This is a genomic window from Clostridium sp. M62/1 (assembly GCF_020736365.1).
Classification (GTDB): Bacteria; Bacillota; Clostridia; order Lachnospirales; family Lachnospiraceae; genus Otoolea; species Otoolea saccharolyticum_A.
The window spans coordinates 3,698,679-3,715,747 of sequence record NZ_CP085988.1 but is presented as its reverse complement, the minus strand read 5'-3'; the positions used below and the strand labels follow the sequence as shown (position 1 = coordinate 3,715,747).

General features: G+C 54.3%; 19 protein-coding genes. 13 read left to right on the top strand and 6 right to left on the bottom strand.

Annotated elements, in window-relative coordinates:
• The first annotated feature begins 14 nt into the window (after positions 1–14).
• From LK436_RS17275 to larE, 5 genes are all read left to right on the top strand, one after another.
• A complete protein-coding gene (locus LK436_RS17275; protein WP_021965552.1) occupies positions 15–887 on the top strand; it encodes an ABC transporter ATP-binding protein in 873 nt (290 codons plus the stop codon).
• Positions 888–917: 30 nt separating this feature from the next.
• The gene (locus LK436_RS17270; RefSeq protein WP_008398940.1) at positions 918–1,574 is read left to right on the top strand and encodes an ABC transporter ATP-binding protein; all 657 of its coding nucleotides are present in this window, start codon (positions 918–920) and stop codon (positions 1,572–1,574) included.
• Positions 1,565–2,335, top strand: a complete 771-nt coding sequence (gene larB / locus LK436_RS17265) for a nickel pincer cofactor biosynthesis protein LarB (protein ID WP_008398939.1) — start codon at positions 1,565–1,567, stop codon at positions 2,333–2,335. Before LK436_RS17270 ends, larB begins: the two co-directional genes overlap by 10 nt.
• 86 nt (positions 2,336–2,421) lie before the next feature.
• A complete protein-coding gene (gene larC / locus LK436_RS17260; protein WP_008398938.1) occupies positions 2,422–3,756 on the top strand; it encodes a nickel pincer cofactor biosynthesis protein LarC in 1,335 nt (444 codons plus the stop codon).
• Positions 3,757–3,887: 131 nt separating this feature from the next.
• The gene (gene larE, locus LK436_RS17255; RefSeq protein ID WP_008398937.1) at positions 3,888–4,730 is read left to right on the top strand and encodes an ATP-dependent sacrificial sulfur transferase LarE; all 843 of its coding nucleotides are present in this window, start codon (positions 3,888–3,890) and stop codon (positions 4,728–4,730) included.
• Positions 4,731–4,914: 184 nt separating this feature from the next.
• On the opposite strand, the gene trhA is transcribed toward larE, so the two are convergent.
• Positions 4,915–5,577, bottom strand: coding sequence for a PAQR family membrane homeostasis protein TrhA (gene trhA / locus LK436_RS17250; RefSeq protein WP_008398936.1), 663 nt, complete (start codon positions 5,575–5,577; stop codon positions 4,915–4,917).
• Positions 5,578–5,842: 265 nt separating this feature from the next.
• On the opposite strand from trhA, the gene LK436_RS17245 reads away from it, so the two are divergent.
• The 7 genes from LK436_RS17245 (at position 5,843) to LK436_RS17215 (ending at position 11,091) form a co-directional block, all read left to right on the top strand.
• A complete protein-coding gene (locus LK436_RS17245) occupies positions 5,843–6,607 on the top strand; it encodes a nitroreductase family protein (protein ID WP_008398935.1) in 765 nt (254 codons plus the stop codon).
• 48 nt (positions 6,608–6,655) lie between these two features.
• Positions 6,656–7,456 (top strand): RluA family pseudouridine synthase, encoded by an 801-nt coding sequence (locus LK436_RS17240; RefSeq protein ID WP_008398934.1) that lies wholly within the window; start codon positions 6,656–6,658, stop codon positions 7,454–7,456.
• A gap of 51 nt (positions 7,457–7,507) precedes the next feature.
• Positions 7,508–7,831 carry an acylphosphatase gene (locus LK436_RS17235; protein WP_008398933.1) on the top strand — a complete coding sequence of 108 codons (324 nt, stop codon included), beginning with the start codon at positions 7,508–7,510 and terminating at the stop codon, positions 7,829–7,831.
• A 438-nt stretch (positions 7,832–8,269) separates the two neighbouring features.
• Positions 8,270–9,340 (top strand): AI-2E family transporter, encoded by a 1,071-nt coding sequence (locus tag LK436_RS17230; protein WP_008398931.1) that lies wholly within the window; start codon positions 8,270–8,272, stop codon positions 9,338–9,340.
• A 56-nt stretch (positions 9,341–9,396) separates the two neighbouring features.
• Positions 9,397–10,146, top strand: coding sequence for an alpha/beta fold hydrolase (locus LK436_RS17225; protein ID WP_008398930.1), 750 nt, complete (start codon positions 9,397–9,399; stop codon positions 10,144–10,146).
• Positions 10,136–10,822 carry an NUDIX hydrolase gene (locus LK436_RS17220; RefSeq protein ID WP_008398929.1) on the top strand — a complete coding sequence of 229 codons (687 nt, stop codon included), beginning with the start codon at positions 10,136–10,138 and terminating at the stop codon, positions 10,820–10,822. Before LK436_RS17225 ends, LK436_RS17220 begins: the two co-directional genes overlap by 11 nt.
• Positions 10,819–11,091 carry an acylphosphatase gene (locus LK436_RS17215; RefSeq protein WP_008398928.1) on the top strand — a complete coding sequence of 91 codons (273 nt, stop codon included), beginning with the start codon at positions 10,819–10,821 and terminating at the stop codon, positions 11,089–11,091. Before LK436_RS17220 ends, LK436_RS17215 begins: the two co-directional genes overlap by 4 nt.
• On the opposite strand, the gene LK436_RS17210 is transcribed toward LK436_RS17215, so the two are convergent.
• Positions 11,081–12,271 (bottom strand): MFS transporter, encoded by a 1,191-nt coding sequence (locus LK436_RS17210; protein WP_008398927.1) that lies wholly within the window; start codon positions 12,269–12,271, stop codon positions 11,081–11,083. The genes LK436_RS17215 and LK436_RS17210 overlap by 11 nt on opposite strands.
• A 250-nt stretch (positions 12,272–12,521) precedes the next feature.
• Here LK436_RS17210 and LK436_RS17205 point away from each other — a divergent pair, with 250 nt between their 5' ends.
• Positions 12,522–13,199, top strand: a complete 678-nt coding sequence (locus LK436_RS17205; RefSeq protein ID WP_008398926.1) for a helix-turn-helix domain-containing protein — start codon at positions 12,522–12,524, stop codon at positions 13,197–13,199.
• Here LK436_RS17205 and LK436_RS17200 read toward each other — a convergent pair.
• The 4 genes from LK436_RS17200 to modA form a co-directional block, all read right to left on the bottom strand.
• Positions 13,170–14,189 (bottom strand): XdhC family protein, encoded by a 1,020-nt coding sequence (locus LK436_RS17200; protein WP_008398925.1) that lies wholly within the window; start codon positions 14,187–14,189, stop codon positions 13,170–13,172. The two genes, LK436_RS17205 and LK436_RS17200, sit on opposite strands and share 30 nt — an antisense overlap.
• Positions 14,190–14,273: 84 nt before the next feature.
• The gene (locus LK436_RS17195) at positions 14,274–15,410 is read right to left on the bottom strand and encodes a sulfate/molybdate ABC transporter ATP-binding protein (RefSeq protein ID WP_008398924.1); all 1,137 of its coding nucleotides are present in this window, start codon (positions 15,408–15,410) and stop codon (positions 14,274–14,276) included.
• Complete coding sequence (gene modB / locus LK436_RS17190) at positions 15,407–16,081, bottom strand: molybdate ABC transporter permease subunit (protein WP_008398923.1); 675 nt, start codon at positions 16,079–16,081, stop codon at positions 15,407–15,409. Before modB ends, LK436_RS17195 begins: the two co-directional genes overlap by 4 nt.
• Positions 16,082–16,091: 10 nt before the next feature.
• Positions 16,092–17,066, bottom strand: coding sequence for a molybdate ABC transporter substrate-binding protein (modA, locus tag LK436_RS17185; protein WP_015573444.1), 975 nt, complete (start codon positions 17,064–17,066; stop codon positions 16,092–16,094).
• Positions 17,067–17,069: the final 3 nt, after the last annotated feature.

Sequence of the window (17,069 nt, the reverse complement as noted above, 5' to 3'; positions counted from 1 at the left end):
AGGCGGGAATGAGAATGGATGAGAGCAGAAGGGCTGAAACGGCGGAGCATCCGTGCAGGGGGAGGGATGACATCCCCCTCCTCCTGGTCAAAGGACTCTCTGTCACCTTCACCCAGTATGACAGAGGGCTCAGAAGAAAGCTGCTGCACCCCATAACGGATCTCAGCCTGCAGGTGCGAAGGGGGGAGGTTACAGCCCTTGCAGGCGCAAGCGGCTCGGGAAAGAGTCTCTTAGCCCACGCAGTGCTGGGGATTCTTCCCTACAATGCTGTGTGCAGCGGGAGTATGGAATATCAGGGGGAACTGCTGACAGAGAAGAAACTTAAGAATCTGAGAGGAAAGAAAATTGCCCTGATCCCCCAGGGCGTGAGCGGCCTTGATCCGCTAATGAAGGTGGGGGCTCAGATTCGGGGAGGAAGAAAGGACAGACCGTCTGCGGACCGGTGCCGATGGCTGCTTGAGCGGTATGGACTTCCCCCGGAGACAGAGGAGCTGTATCCATTTGAACTCTCCGGAGGAATGGCAAGGCGTGTGCTGATTGCGGCAGCCATGATGGAAGAGCCTGAGCTTGTCATTGCAGATGAGCCGACGCCGGGCCTGGATCTTCAGACTGCCAGGCGGGTAATGGGACATTTCCGTGAGATGGCAGATCAGGGTACGGGGGTGCTTTTAATCACCCACGATCTGGAGCTTGCCATGGAAACGGCTGACCGCGTTCTGATTTTCAGCGAGGGGAGCGTGATAGAGGAGCTGCAGATGGAGGCAGAGCCGGAAAGCGGGACGAGAAAACTGAAAGGAGTGCCCCAGAATGCGTATACAAAAAGACTCCTCTCCTCTGTACCGGGAGTCGGAACTCCGTGGAGCATCCTTGCAGGAGAACGTCTTTGAAATAAAAACAGAAGGAAAGAGGGGAGAAACATGGAGCTGACAGCCAAAGAACTTTCTTTCTCTTATGGAGACGGAGGAAGGCAGATCTTTCAGAATATTTCCTTTCGGGCAGGAAGTACCGAGCGGGTGGGACTGATGGCAGGGAGCGGTTTTGGAAAGACAACACTCTGCAGAATTCTGGCGGGCTATGAGAGGCCCCAGTCAGGAGCCGTTTATCTGGACGAAAAGCCCCTTCTCTCTCTGCGGGGAAAATGTCCCGTGCAGATGATTTTCCAGCATCCAGAGCAGTCGGTAGACCCCGTGCGGAGGATGGGGCATGTCTTAAAAGAAGGAGGAGTCCAGTTAGGGGAGATGACTGAGCGCCTGGGAATCCGCAGGGAATGGCTGTCCCGCTATCCCAGGGAGCTGTCAGGCGGAGAGCTGCAGCGGTTCTGTATCGCCAGGGCCCTGGGGGAGGGAACCAGGTTCATCCTGGCCGATGAGATAAGCACCATGTTAGATCTGGCCACCCAGAAAGAGATATGGCTGTCTTTATTGGAGGAAACGCGCCGGAGAGGGATTGGACTGATTGCGGTCAGCCATTCAGAGGGACTTCTGAGGGAGGTATGCACGAGGATTATGCGCCTGGAACGAGGGCGGGCCGTGCCTTTGACAGACAACAGAATGGAGGGATCAATATGGATGTAAAAGAAATGCTCAGACAGGTTCAGAGCGGCAGGATGTCTGTGGAGTCGGCGGAGGAAATGCTTAAAAATCTGCCCTACGAGGATTTGGGATATGCAAAGCTGGATCTTCACAGAAAGCTGCGCTCCGGTTTCCCGGAAACTGTGTTCTGCCAGGGCAAGCCGGATGAATATCTGGCCAATATCTTTCAGGTACTATACAGGGAAAATGGAGAGGTCCTGGGAACCAGGGCCACGCAGGCCCAGTACCTTCTGGTAAAGGAGGCGGTTCCCGACATTGTCTATGATCCCATATCCCGGATCTTAACAGCCAGGAGGCCGGACTGTCCGGCGCGTCAGGAGGGGTGTGTCGCTGTCTGCACAGGAGGAACGGCCGATATTCCCGTGGCGGAGGAGGCGGCCAGAACAGCTGAATTTTTCGGCTGTCATGTGGAGCGGATCTACGATGTAGGGGTGGCCGGAATCCACCGTCTTCTGGCACAGAGGGAGAGAATTGAGAAGGCCAACTGTATTGTGGCAGTTGCAGGGATGGAGGGAGCCCTGGGCACTGTGATCGCAGGTCTGGTAGAAAACCCGGTGGTGGCAGTTCCTACCTCTGTGGGCTACGGAGCCAGCTTCCACGGCCTTTCAGCCCTTCTCACCATGCTGAATTCCTGCGCCAATGGGATTTCCGTGGTAAACATAGACAACGGTTACGGGGCCGGATACCTGGCAGCCCAGATCAACCGTCTGGCCGCAGGAAAAGGAGACAGTCAGATAAAATAAATGCTAAATGGAGAAAACGGTCAGTCAGCAGCAATGCGGGACTGAAAAAATATGGATCAGAAATACAGAAAGGCAGGGGCAGTAAGATGGAGAGAGAGAAGATTTTATATCTGGAGTGTTATTCAGGAATCAGCGGAGATATGACCGTCGGCGCGCTGTTAGATTTGGGGGCCTCCAGGGAGAAGCTGGAGCAGACCCTTGAAAAGCTGGGAGTAGAGGGCTATCATCTGCATTTCGGAAGGACGCAGAAATGTGGTATCGATGCCTACGATTTCGACGTCCATCTGGACAGTGACGGGGAAGGTCACGAACACGAACACGACCACAGCCACGATCATGATCATAGCCACGATCATGACCACGGCCACGATCATGATCACAGCCACGCACATGATCACTCCCATGTCCACCGCAATATTCACGATATCAACCGTATCCTTGACAGGCTGGAGGACGAGGATGTGGGCCGCATGGCGAGAGAGATGTTCCGCCTGGTGGCTGAGGCAGAGTCGAAGGCTCACGGCCTTCCCATTGATCAGGTTCACTTCCACGAGGTGGGGGCAGTAGACTCTATTGTGGATATTGTCAGCACCGCCTTCTGTATCCATGATCTGGGGATCCGAAGGGTGGCTGTATCGGCGCTGTCAGAAGGACGGGGCTATGTCAGATGCCAGCATGGAGTCATGCCGGTACCAGTACCGGCTACAGCGGGGATTGCCGCTGCCTGCGGGCTGGAGCTTCGGCTGACTGACAACGAGGGCGAGATGGTAACGCCTACGGGAGCGGCCATCGCAGGCGCCCTGAGGACGGAGAGAGAGCTTCCAGAGCATTACACCATCGAAAAAATCGGAGTAGGCGCAGGGACGAAGGATTTCAAAAATGCCAATATTCTGAGGGCAATGATTCTCATTCCGGCCGGGGAGGAAGAGAGCGAGGGCAGGGATGTCAGAGTAACCGCCGGCGGCGAGACCGGGGAGGAGAGATTCTGGGTACTGGAAACAAATGTGGACGACTGCAGCGGAGAAGCTCTGGGCTTTCTGATGGAGTGCCTGATGGAGGAGGGGGCTTCTGACGCGTGGTTCACTCCCGCCTATATGAAAAAATGCCGTCCGGCCTGCACCCTTCATGTGCTGTGCAGAGAAAATCTTCTGTCGGAGATGGAGGCTCTGATCTTTGCCCATACCACCACCATAGGGATCCGCCGCTATCCGGTGGAGAGGACGGTACTGAAACGCAGGGAGATGACGGTTTCCCTTCCGTTCGGTGAGGCGAAGGTAAAGGTGTGCGAATATGGAGGCGGCGAGCGCTTTTACCCGGAATATGAGAGTGTCCGCGCCATCTGCCGTGAGACGGGAAGAGGATTTTCCGAGGTATATCACCTCATCAAGTGTGAGGCTGAACGGTCCTGTCTCCTGAATTAATCAGAGTGAAATGAAGCAGAAACTGATGCAGCCAAAGGCTCAAAATCTGTAAAGACGGACGAAGGAGTCAGGCACATGGGCTGCAGACAGACTTTTGCCGGAAAGGGGTTACGAGGAAGGAGGAAAAACAGTTGGATCAGAAGAAAGAGAGGGAGCTTTCAGAGCTCATGGATCGATATGGAAGAGAGGATGTCTGCCTCGCTTTTTCCGGCGGGGTGGACAGCAGCCTTCTGCTGAAGCTGGCCTGCGACAGTGCGGCAAAATATCACACTACAGTCTGGGCAGTTACCTTCGACACCATGCTTCACCCTGCCTGCGATATGGAAAATGCCAGGAGAGTGGCCAGAGAGCTGAACGCGTCCCATGTGGTGCTGACAGTGGACGAGCTGGAGCAGGAGGAGCTTCGCCGCAATCCGGTGGATCGCTGCTATCTGTGCAAGCGCCGCCTGTTTTCTGACTTAAAAAAATTTGCCGAAGAAAAGGGCTGCAGCACGATTCTGGACGGAACTAATGAGGACGATCTTCACGTGTACCGGCCCGGCATCCGGGCTCTTAGGGAGCTTGGAATTGTAAGTCCCCTTGCTCTGTGCGGGATGACCAAGCAGGAGGTGAAGGAGCTTGCGGCCCGGCTTGGGATCTCCGCAGCCTCCCGCCCTTCCACCCCCTGTATGGCCACCAGGCTTCCCTACGGCGCAGAGGTGAGCTATGAGCTTTTAAAGCGGATTGAGGAGGGAGAGGAATATCTGAGATCTCTCCTGGATCAGGGAGGAAAAAAAGGAAATATCCGCCTGAGAATTCACGCAGATACAGCCAGAATAGAGGTGGACGAAGAACAGCTTTTGGAAACGGTCAGGAAGCGGGAGCAGATTGTAAAAAGGCTTAAAGAACTGGGATTTACCTATGTAACGCTCGACCTGGAAGGATTCCGCTCCGGCAGCATGGATGTGCATCTGAAAACGGGAGCAGATAACTGACAGGAAGGTGCCTGAGACTTTCTAAGGCTCAGAAGGATTCTGTAATTTTCTTTCACCTTATCCCATCACCTTATTGCAGGGAAGGCGGAAAAGCCACAAAATGGCCTTTCCGCCTTCCCTGTCTTTCCTGTCACAGAATTTAAACAGTCACAGATTTCACCAAAATCCCGGTCGTCTGTTTGTGTTAAGCGACGAACGCGTACATCATCACATAATGGCAGAGGCTCCCGCCCATGACAAAGAGATGGAAAATTTCGTGAGAGCCGAAATTTTTGTGGCGGGAGTTAAAAATCGGCAGTTTCAGCGCGTAGATGATTCCGCCGATGGTATAGATAATGCCGCCTGCCAGAAGCCAGCCGAAGGCGGCGGGAGGCAGGGCATTTAAAATCTCACGGATTGCGGTAATGCAGACCCAGCCCATGGAAATATAGATCAGAGAGGAAAACCATTTCGGGCAGCTGATCCAGAGGGCGTTAATGAGAATTCCCACTGCCGCGATTCCCCAGACCAGGGCCAGCAGAAGGAATCCTGCCCGGTTGCCCAGCACAATCAGGCAGACCGGTGTATAGGTTCCGGCAATCAGGATAAAGATCATGATATGATCCAGCTTTCTGAGCCGGCGGTTGACCTTCTCGGAGATATCGAGAGTGTGGTAAATGGTGCTGGCCCCGTAGAGCAGGATCATGCTCACAATAAAAACCGCCAGAGCCGCCACCTGAAGGCCGTTTTGGCCAGGTTCGGCTGCGGCCTTCATGAGAAGGGGAGCCGCCGCAGCTGCGGCGCCCAGCATGGCGATAAAATGGGTGAGAGCGCTTCCCGGATCTTTTACATGTATATTCATAAGCATACCTCCTGACTTGAAATTTGCCGGACACAGTCCGACAAAGTAATACAAAATTCAATAAGTAGTTTTTAAAACTATATATATTGTTTTCATATACTATACGCTTTTTTCTGTTAATATGCAAGCCTACTTTCAAAAAAATTTCAGATATAGTAAAATAAGGATAACTGTTTTGAGATGCCGCTGCAGACGGGAATGTCTGGCTGTCTGCACAATCGTTCGCGGTGTTTAAGGTACAGACTGCCAGAGACAGGAAAGGAGAGAGCATATGGATCAGAGATCCAAAGACAATACAGCCCTTGAAAACATTTATTCCAGAAAATCCGTCCGCCTGTTTGAAAAACGGCCTGTTTCCGAACCGGATCGGGCCGCCATCCTGCGGGCGGCCCTGGAAGCGCCGTCCCCCGCCAACATGTCCCTTTACACGATCATAGAGATTACGGATCAGGAGCTTAAAAACCGCACGGCCAGCCTGTGCCACGGCCAGGCCTTTATCGGGGAGGCGCCCATGGTGCTTCTGTTTGCCGCTGATTTTAAGAAGTGGAATGATTTTTTTCATATCTATGCGCCTGATTCCCGCACACCGGGGCTGGGAGACATGATGTTAGCCTGGGAAGATTCCTACATTGCCATGCAGAATGCAGTGACAGCGGCGTGGGCGCTGAGGATCGGATCCTGCTATATCGGACACGTGATAGAGCATTATGAGGAGACCAGGGAGCTTTTCGGGCTGCCGGATTACGTAGTCCCCACCGGGCTTCTGGTGTTTGGCTATCCCACCGAAAAGCAGCTTGCAAGGGAGAAGTTTTCCCATTTCCAGTGGGAGGACATGGTGTGTGAGAACCGCTACCGGGAAAAGAGTCCTGAGGAATTCAGGACCATGCTGGAGGAAAGGCAGAAGAAAAGCGGGAAAGATTTTGACACATGGGCCAAGAAGTTTACAGAGCTGAAATGGCAGGGAGACTTCAGGGAGGAGATGGGGCGCTCCGTCCGCGCCATGATGGATGCCTGGCTGAAGGGCAGACCTTATTAAGGGTAAGAGAGAAAGACAAAAGAGCAAAAGGTGAGAGTGACAGAACATATGGTAAAAATCATTTATGAGGACAGTGAAATTCTTGTGGCAGAAAAGCCAGCAGGGCTGGAATCCCAGGCCAGCCGGAAATTTGAACCGGATATGGTCAGTGAGATTCGGAATTATCTGGTAAGAAGTCAGAAAAAGAGGGAGAGGGAGCAGAGAAGGGAGTTATCCACAAAACCGTCCACATCTCTGTCCACACCGGCAGCGGCGCCCTATGTGGGAGTTATCCACAGACTGGACAAGCCTGTGTCCGGGGTGATGGTCTACGCAAAGACCAGATCCGCCGCAGCCTTTCTGAGCAGGGAGCTTCAGGCCCACAGAGTGACAAAAATTTATCATGCAGTAGTTTGTGGAAAACCTGTGGATAATGTGGGTAACTTTGTGGACAACCTGTATATGAACCGGGAAGAGAATTATTCTGTGCTCGTGGATAAGTCGAAAAAAGAGGGAAAGAGGGCGGAATTGTCGTATAGGGTCCTTAGCAGGGCAGAGGAGAAAAACCTGACGCTTCTGGAAATACAGCTGAAAACAGGGCGCCATCATCAGATCCGTGTCCAGCTTGCAGGTCACGGCCTGCCCATATGGGGAGATGCCAGGTACAATCCCCAGTTTGGAGGCACCCTCCCTGTGGAGGAGAGAGAAGAGAAAGGAAGTGAGAGCTTCCGGACGCCCGCTTCCAGGGGGCCTCTTGCCCTCGCAGCGGTGAGCCTCTCTTTCACCCATCCGTCTTCCGGGAAGAAGATGACATTTTCCATAAAGCCGGCGTCGGGGGCGTTTCGGAATTTTGTGAAGGAGAGAGGATAAGGCTCTGTGTTTGGGAGGGAGCGTGCAGACAGGTCAGAAAGGGGAGCGGCTATGTGTTCATTGTTTGGAAGAAAGAAGACAGAAAACAGAGAGGGGCATGAGAAGGTCAGAAGGCATATTTATTTTTCGGGCCGCGTCCAGGGAGTCGGCTTCCGATACCGGGCTGTCCAGGCGGCCATAGACTATCATCTGACGGGATGGGTGCAGAATCTTTCCGACGGCCGTGTGGAGATGGAGGTACAGGGAAGGGAGTCTGATATTGAGAGGCTGATCCAGAGCCTTATGAGTGCATCCATGATCCGCATTGATCATATGGATATCTGTGAGCATCCTGTGAAGGCAGATGAGACGGGATTTCGTGAAAAGGGATGGTAGATGAAGTTCGATGAAACAGAAACAGGCCTGCTCCTTTGCAGGGCAAAGGAAGCAGACCCGCATCTTTTGTAAGGTATTCTTTAGTACTTCAGGAGAACTTACCATGGATCGTCCGTTTATGATTTGTACTTCTTTTGTACAGGAACTATTATAGACAGTCCCGACGAGAATATGTACTGGGGGGCGTTTTTACAAAAAAAGGCAGTGAGCCAGAGCGGAAAAAGGTGGAACAGCAGGAAGAATACCACAATATAATCACACGGTTATCAGCCATAATAACATCAAAGAGAAGATTGGCGTCGGCTCGTTTCAGTTTCAGGACAGGACTGATAAGAAGGCACTTATTTTAAGAGGGCACGTCTTTAACAGGACACGTATTTTTATAGAAAACGGGCTGATGCTGATCTGCAGATACAGAATCTGAAAGCAGGTGAGCTGATGCCCGAATTATCGAGAAAACAGAGAAAGGCTCTCGTGGTCATTGCTGTGACAGCCGGCGTGTATGTGAGCTTTAAATATTTTCTTCCGCTGTTTCTGCCCTTTGCGGCTGCCTATCTGACCGCATTGATTCTGCGCCCTACGGCCGCCTGGCTCGAGAGACGTCTGCAGTTTCGCCTCTTCGGGAGAAGGTTTAGCGTTCCCATCGGGATGATCGGAGGTATCGAGCTTGTGATCCTTACGGCGCTCCTGGGTGCCGCCCTCTTTTACGGAGGCCGCCGCCTGTTTGAGGAGGCCAACCAGATCGCCAATCAGATTCCTGCATGGATTGACAGCTTTGATCACTGGCTGACCTCGATGTGCCGCCAGGTGGAGGCATTCTGCCGTCTGAGGGACGGAGTGCTTGTGCAGGCGGCCAGGGAAATGCTCCTCCAGGCGGCTTCGGCCTTAAAAAAGATGACGATGTCCACTCTGGTGGTGAATTCTGTGGCAGCCTTTACCTTCTGTGTGGAGGTGATGGTTGCGGTGGCTGTGTTTTTCATTGCTTCTGTCCTCTCCCTTCAGGAAATGGATGAGCTGAGGAGAAGGCGCCGCCAGTCCATGTTCAGCAGGGAGTTTGCCCTGTTCAGCCGGCGGCTGGTGATGACGGGAAATACATGGCTGAGGACGCAGCTTATTATTATGTTCATCACCTCCTGCCTCTGTATTCTGGGGCTTGTGATGATCAGAAATCCCTACTGTATTCTGCTGGGGCTTGGAATCGGCATCCTGGATGCCCTCCCTCTGTTCGGGACCGGGGCGGTGCTGGTTCCGTGGAGCCTGATTCTGCTTGTTCAGAAGCAGTGGTATGAAGGGATTGTTCTGGCAGGACTGTTCCTCGTCTGCTGCCTTGTGAGGGAGTTTCTGGAAGCGCGGCTGATGGGAGACGGCATGGGGCTTTCCCCCCTGGAAACGCTGGCTGCCATCTATGTGGGACTGAAACTTTTTGGAATTCTGGGAGTCCTGCTGGGCCCCATCGGACTTCTGATCATTGAGGATCTGGTGGAGGAATATGCGGGGACAGAAAAATGACTGGAATATATGTATGCAAAACAGATCTAAAGGAAAAGAAAGAAGGATGATGAAAAATGAAGCTTTACTATGAGGAGACAGGAAACGGAGAGCCCATGGTTCTCCTGCATGGAAACGGGGAGGACAGCTCCTATTTCAAAAATCAGGTAGAATACTTTTCCAAAAACTACCGGGTGATTGCTGTTGACACCAGAGGGCACGGCAAATCTGAGAGGGGAACGGCGCCGTTTACGCTGAAGCAGTTTGCCTGGGATCTGAAGAAATTTCTGGACAGGATGCAGTTAAGGGATATTATTCTGCTGGGATTCAGTGACGGAGGAAATATCGCCCTGATTTTTACGATCCTGTACCCTGGATACGTGAAAAAGCTGATACTGAACGGTGCCAACTTAAATCCGTCGGGCATGAAGATGGGAATCAGAAAATCTATCGCCGTCTCTTATCTGAAGACCATGTGGAGGGTAAAGAGGGGAACATGCAGGGAAAAGCGGGGGAAGCTTACCGCGGATCAGAAATACCTGTTAGAGAGGGCAAGGAGGAAGAAGGAGCTTCTGGAGCTGATGATAAAGGAGCCCCATATTTCAGGGGCTTATCTGAAGCAGCTGAATGTGCCGACTCTTGTGATTGCGGGAACCCGCGATATGATTAAGACAGGACACACAAAGAAGATTCACAGCCTGATACCGGCCAGCCGTCTGTGTCTGGTAGAGGGCACCCACTTTATCGCCTCAGAAAACAGCCTGGAATTTAATCAGGCAGTCGAGCGCTTCCTGAACCAGACCGGGAGGAAAGAAGATGGAAGATAGGGCAGACAGGGCCGGCTCACGGCAGTGGGGGAACCTCCCTTCTGACCGTCTGAGAGAGCGGATCGCCCGTCCAATCGGATATGAGAAGCAGAAGATCTCGGCAGTCATCATTCCTCTTGTGCGGGCAGACAGCGAGCTTCAGGTTCTGTTCGAGGTGAGGGCCAGAAGTCTGAAAACACAGCCCGGGGAAGTATGCTTTCCCGGAGGCAGAATGGAGGCGGGGGAGAATCCCCGCCGGGCCGCCCTCCGGGAAATCTCCGAGGAGCTGCTCATAGAGGAGGGGCAGGCAGAGATCTGGATGGACTGCGACTATCTGGTCAATCCGGCAGGGATGACGATCTACCCCTATCTTGCAGAGCTCCACGGCTACCGGGGAACCTTCTCAGAGGAGGAGGTGGAGTCGGTGAGGCTCATTCCCCTCCGGTGGTTTTTTGAGCATGAGCCGGACTGCCATACGGCCCGTATTGTCACAGTCCCTGGGAAGGATTTTCCCTTTGAGCTGATCCCGGACGGAGAACATTACAGGTGGAGAGAGGGAAGCTATGAGGTCATGTTTTACCAGTACGGGGACTTTGTAATCTGGGGAATGACTGCCCGCATCCTGAAGTCCTGTGTGGACACGCTTAAGGATGCGGGCTTTGAGCCGGTTCTGGAGAAAGGAAGGAAAGACGGATGAAGGTGAGAAAACATATCTTTTTTGCAGGCTGCGTCCAGGGGGTAGGGTTTCGCTACCGTGCCCTGTATGCAGCCAGGGGCCTGGGACTTACGGGCTGGGTGCAGAATCTCTGGGACGGCCGCGTGGAGATGGAGGTACAGGGAGAGGAGGAGAACATAAAGACGATGATCTCCAGGCTGCGTGCCGGTACCTTTGTGGCCATCGACAGTATGACCCAGGCGGAGGTGCCGCTTCAGGAGGATGAGAGGGAGTTTCGGATTACTGGCTGACACAGATGCGCTCCATGCAGGCCATACGGCATTTGCGGACTGTTTTTTCATGCATGAGGAACATGGCGGCCAGGATGAGGAGAAGATAGGGGATAAACAGCCCGATATCCAGGTGCTCCGCAATGAGGCCGAACAGCGGCGGCATCAGGCAGTTTCCTACATAGGCGCTGGCCATCTGTATGCCGATGACTGCCTGGGAGTTTTCTGCCCCGAACCGTTCCGGCGTTGAGTGAATGATACTCGGATAGACAGGGGCGCAGCCAAGGCCGATAAGCAGAAGGCCTGCCATGGAGAAGAAGCCGCCTGCGGGAAGGAAAAGGGCCAGAATTCCCACCAGAATGATGCCCTGTCCCAGGCGCACCAGGTTCGTGTCACTGAGAAGCATGGTGAGAAAACCGCCGGCAGCTCTGCCGGCAGTGATGCCCAGGAAAAAGAGGCTGGCAAAGCGGGCGGCATCCTCCGGGGACACGCCACGGTGAAGGACGAGAAAGCTGCTTCCCCACAGCCCTGCAGTCTGCTCCAGGGCACAGTAACAGAAAAAGGTAACCATAATTTCCCTGGCTCCCGGAATGCGGATCACCTCCCGGAAAGAGAGCGGCTGCCCCTGAGAGGCATCGTTATCCGCTGCAGTCTGCTTTTTGCCCCACAGAGGAAGGCTGACGAGAAGGACAGCCGTGAGGGCAGCCTGGAGCAGGGAGATACAGAGATATCCCGTATTCCAGGGATGGCCGTCCGAGAGAGCCAGGCCCATAATACAGGGGCCAAGAGACGCGCCCACTCCCCACATGCAGTGAAGCCAGCTCATATGCCGGCTTTTGTAGTGAAGAGCTACGTAATTGTTTAAAGCCGCGTCCACGCTTCCTGCTCCCAGGCCGTAGGGCACAGCGAACAGGCAGAGCAGCCAGAAGGAGTGGCTCAGGGAAAAGCCAAACAGGGACAGAGCGGTCAGCCCGACGCTGAATGATGTGACTTTCCCGGTGCCCAGACAGCGGGTCAGGCGATCGCTTAAAAGGCTGGAAACGATGGTTCCGGCAGAGATAATCATAAAAATAATGCTGGCGCTGGATACCGGAACGCCAAATTCCGGATACATGGACGGCCAGGCGGAGCCAAGAAGGGAATCCGGCAGGCCGAGGCTGATAAAAGAAAGATAGATAACAGCCAAAAGAAGATGAAACATAGAAAACCTCCTGTATGTTCGAAGAATAGACGCAGGTGAGGAAAATGGCCTGTGAAAGCCTGCTCTGTCCCTGACGCCACTTTAAAAGAATAACGCCATACAGGAGATAAATCAATTTTAATTCAGACATAATTTATAAGAAAAACGACTGATTTTACGGGGTGAGGAAAATGACGGGCAGGATAAGAAAAAGCTGCGGCGCAGTAAAGAGCTCTGAGGCAGGTCCCGGGAAGGGAAGCTGCGCTCCATTGTGTTTCACCCTCTTTTGGCAGCGGGAACCTGGGAGTCTGTTTTCGCCAAAAAATATATTACTCCTCTGACAGAGGAGGAGAGATTTCTGGCCTGCATGGGAGAAGCCGGGGGAGAGGGGCGTCAGGAAAGCGGGAAAAACAGGGAGCTGGCAGAGCATTTCTGGCGGGCGTTTCAGGGGCTGGAAAAAGCAGAAACAGGATTTGAGTTTACAGTCAGAGAGGAGCTTTCACGGATATGTCTCCTTCTGTACCAGGAGCTGGGCATAGGATGGGAACAGCACGAGTATGAGCCGGGCCACGACAGCGTCAGAATCAGGAAAATGCTGGGATTTATTCACAGCCATTATGCCTCCGGGCTGACGCTGTCAGAGATAGCAGCTTCGGCAGGAATAGGAGAGAGGGAATGCCTCCGCTGTTTCCAGAGAAGCATCAGGACGCCGCCGATGCAGTATCTGTTAAAGTACCGGATTATGCAGGGGGCGGCCATGCTTCTGGCAGAGCCGGAGAAAAGCATTGCGCAGGTGGCCGCTGACTGCGGATTTGACAGTCCCAGCAATTTTTCCATGATGTTCAGGCGCTTTTACGGACAGGCCCCCAGGGAGTACAGGAGGGGCCTGAAAGGAGGCAGGAGGGTCGGGGCGGAAAAGCTACAGCCTGCCTGCCCTCCAGGCGATTAGCTGGGCGGCCACAGAAACTGCGATCTCTGCAGGTGTCTGGGCGCCTATGTCAAGGCCGATAGGGGTGGTCACTCTCTTTCTGACTTCTGAAAAACCTTCTGCCTCCAGGCGGGAAAATACAGTTTCCCGCTTTTTCCTGCTTCCCATGACTCCGATATAGGAGGCGGGGGAGCCGAGAGCAAAGCGAAGGGCCTGTGCATCCCCCTCGTGTCCCCTCGTCATAATACAGAAGGCGTCCTCCCTTCTGGGAGCCAGAGGACCGCAGAAGGCTTTTTTTAAAGCCTCAGGGGAAAAGGGAACCGTAAGAGCTGCCGCTGCCGCCGGAAAGCGTCCGCTGCCTGAAAATTCAGGGCGGTCATCAGCTGTCAGGAAGGGAAACTCCAGCTGTTCTAAAAGAAGCGCAAGTTCAGCGGCCACGTGGCCGCCGCCGAGAAGAAAGACCCGGTTTTCAGATGCCAGAGGAACAGACAGGAAGGAACGGCCATTTTCAGAGCATATCTGCGGTTTCCGTAAGGAGGCTGCAGGCTGTCTGCCTTCCCTGAGAGAAAGAAGGGGAGAGCCGTCTAGGGGAAGCAGCAGGGCGCAGGGTTCTCCGCGCTCCAGAAGCGATGACGCCCGCTCTAGGGCTTCCCTGGCGGATGTCAGGAGAGGGGTGAAGAGAACCTCCGTGTTTCCCCCGCAGACCATCCCCAGCCCTCCGGCTGTGCGGTTGTCCAGGATAAAGGAGCGAAGAAATCCTGTCATGGAACTCCCCGGGGCTTTTCCTGCAGGGCAGCCGTTTCCGGAGAGAGCGGCCTGTGCCTCCTCTATACATCGGTGCTCCAGCAGACCTCCGCCGATGGTGCCTCCTATGAGCCCGCCCCTTCCCACCAGCATCATGGCCCCTGCCGCCCTGGGTGTGGAGCCTGTGGCTGAGGCGATGGAAACGAGGAAGGCCGATCTGCCGGCTTCGATTTCTTTCCCCGCAGCCTGAATCAATTCTCTAGTCATCTCTGTAAACCTCCTTGCTGATTTCTGCCGGCTGTCTTTTGTCAGCTGCCTCTTGTCAGCTGTTTTTTTGCCAGCCGCTTTTTGTCAGCTGCTCTTTAAAAGCAGGACCTGGGCCGGGGAAATTCCAAGCCTGGATGGAAAGTCGCCGGATATTTTTTCTTTTGGCACACGCCACCAGACGGGGGCGCTGTCTCTCTTTTGTGTTTCATAGAAAAACAGAACCATCCACTCAAAGGGCTCCTCCACCACATCGCAGAGGCAGATGGGAAACTGGTTTTTTGAGATGTCAGGGCTGAAGGAGTGGGCTCTCAGGCCGACGAAAGAGAGATTGTCCGGAACAGGGCGCTCCGTCTGGAGCGTGATATTCCAGGATGGAATGCGGACCAGAAAGGGGCCCTCCTTCACGGCGGGAACGATATTTTTGCACCCGGTCAGGCGCGCCGCCGCCTCATACTCCGGTTCTGCAAATACCTCCTTCACGGAACCGTTTCTCAAAATCCGGCCGCTGTCCATGACACAGAGCCGGGAACAGAGATGGTAGGCCTCATCCCGGCTGTGTGTGACCATGACAGTCCGGCAGTCCAGGGAACTGAGGAGGTGTTTGAATTCCGGCTGAAGCTGATCCTTCAGATAGCTGTCCAGAGCGGAAAAAGGCTCGTCCAGCAGAAGAAGCCTTGGCCTGCCGGCCAGGATTCTGGCGAGAGCCGTTCTCTGGGCCTGCCCCCCTGACAGAGACCGGGGATGCAGGTGGAGACACGGCTCGAGATGAAACAGCTGCGACAGCTTATGAAGCCGCTCCTGCTCTTCTTTTTTTCTCTGAATATGGCTGTTCAGCAGCCTGCCGGGAGAAAAAGAGGTTTGCCTCTTCCCGCTTTCCGCGTCTGCGCCGGAATGTTCTGCTTCTGAAGCGCCTGCCCTCATGCCGCAGAGAATATTCTGGGCTGCCGTCATGTTGGGAAAGAGGGCGTAGTTCTGAAAGAGGTATCCTACTCTCCTCTTCTGGGGCGAGAGACAGATGCCCCGACTGGAATCAAACAGGGTTTCTCCGTCCAGGATAATCCGTCCGCTGTCTGGCTTTTCCACTCCGGCAATGCACTTCAAGGTCATGCTTTTGCCGCAGCCGGACGGGCCCAGAAGCCCTGTGACCCTATCCTCCGTCTCGAAGGAGACCTCTAAAAGAAAGTCTCCCAGTCTTTTTTTAATGTCCACAATCAGGCTCATTTCCTCTTTACCCCTCCTTCCTTCTGCCTGCGCTCAATCAGGCTGACGGCCAGCAGCACAGCCGCCGAGATGGCCAGATTGACGGCCACCCACAAAAAGGCCTCCCCGTCCTTCCCTGTGCGCCAGAGCTGATAGACGGTGGTGGAAATGGTGGCCGTCCTGCCGGGAGTGTAGCCGATGAGCATGCTGGTGGCCCCGTATTCTCCCAGGGCTCTCGCAAAGGCCAGCACAATGCCTGCCAGAATTCCCTGCCTGCAGGCAGGCATCCGGATGCGCCAGAAGATATAGAAATTGGACAGTCCCAGGGTCTGGCCGGCCTGGGCGAGGGTTTCGTCAAAGGATTCAAAAGCTCCCCGGGCCGTGCGGTACATGAGGGGGAAGGCCACCACGAAGGCGGCCAGTATTCCTCCGTACCAGTTCATGACAAATCGGACGCCGATAGACTCCAGTGCCATTCCCAAAGGACGCCTGTTTCCAAACAGGAGGAGCAGAAAGTACCCCACCACCGTGGGAGGAAGCACCAGGGGAAGGGTGAGGACCACGTCCAGGACGCCCTTTAAAACCCGGGGAAGGCGGGCAGCCCAGTAAGCAGCCGCGATTCCCAGAAAAAAGACGAACACACTGCTGACGGCTGCAATGCGCAGTGAGTTCCAAAGCGGATACCAGTCCATGGAAGTTCTCCTATTCTGCGGGGGAGAAGCCTACACGTTCAAACACAGCCATGGCCTCCTCGCCGGTAAGGTAGTTTAAGAATTCCATGGCCTCCTCCTGGTGGAGGGAGGATTTTGTGACAGCCGCCGGATAGATGACCTGGCCGCACATGTCGGCAGTAGCTTCATCCACAGGAGAAAGTCCCGCGCTGAAGGCGTCGGTGCAGTAGATCACGCCGGCGTCCACGCTGCCCTCGCTGACCTGCGTGACAACCTCCTTGACATTGCTGCCATAGGTGATGCAGCCTTTCTGGGCTAATGCTTCCTCGTCAAGGCCGTACCACTGAAGGATATTTTGGGTGTACTGCCCTACGGGAACGTCGCTGTTTCCCATAGCCAGGAGAATATCGCCGTCCCTCAGGCGACTGGCCAGAGTGTCAAAGCTGTCAATATCGGTTTCGCTTCCCTCAGGGACAACGAGAACCACCTTGTTTTCCAGCAGGTCAATGCGGCTTTCGTGGAGGATAAAGTCGAGACCGTCCGGATTTTCTCCGCTGTCAGCCATAAGATCCAGCTGATCCATCTGCTTTTGTCCGGCGGAGAGGAAGAGATCACAGTCAGCCCCCTCCTCGATCTGTGTTTTCAGCGTGCCGGAAGAGTCAAAGTTGAAGGTCAGGGAGACGTCCGGCGCAATTTCCCGGTAATTCCCGGCGATCTCTTCCAGGGTTTCAGTCAGGCTTGCAGCGGCAAAGACAATGAGCTCGGTCTGCCTGTCCGTTTCCTTTGCAGCTTCAGAGGAGGCTGTCTGGGGGGCTTCGCTGTCTTGCGTGTCTGTTTTTGTCTCAGGGCTTTTTTGAGAGCTTTCCTGAGAGCTTTTTTGTGAAGAGCTTTGTGAGCTGCTGCACCCGGCAGCAGACAGGGCGAACATGCCTGCAAGGAGGAGGGCTGCTCCCCGCTTCGTCCTGCCAGAACGAAGATTCTCACTTGTTTTTGATTTTAAATACATCTT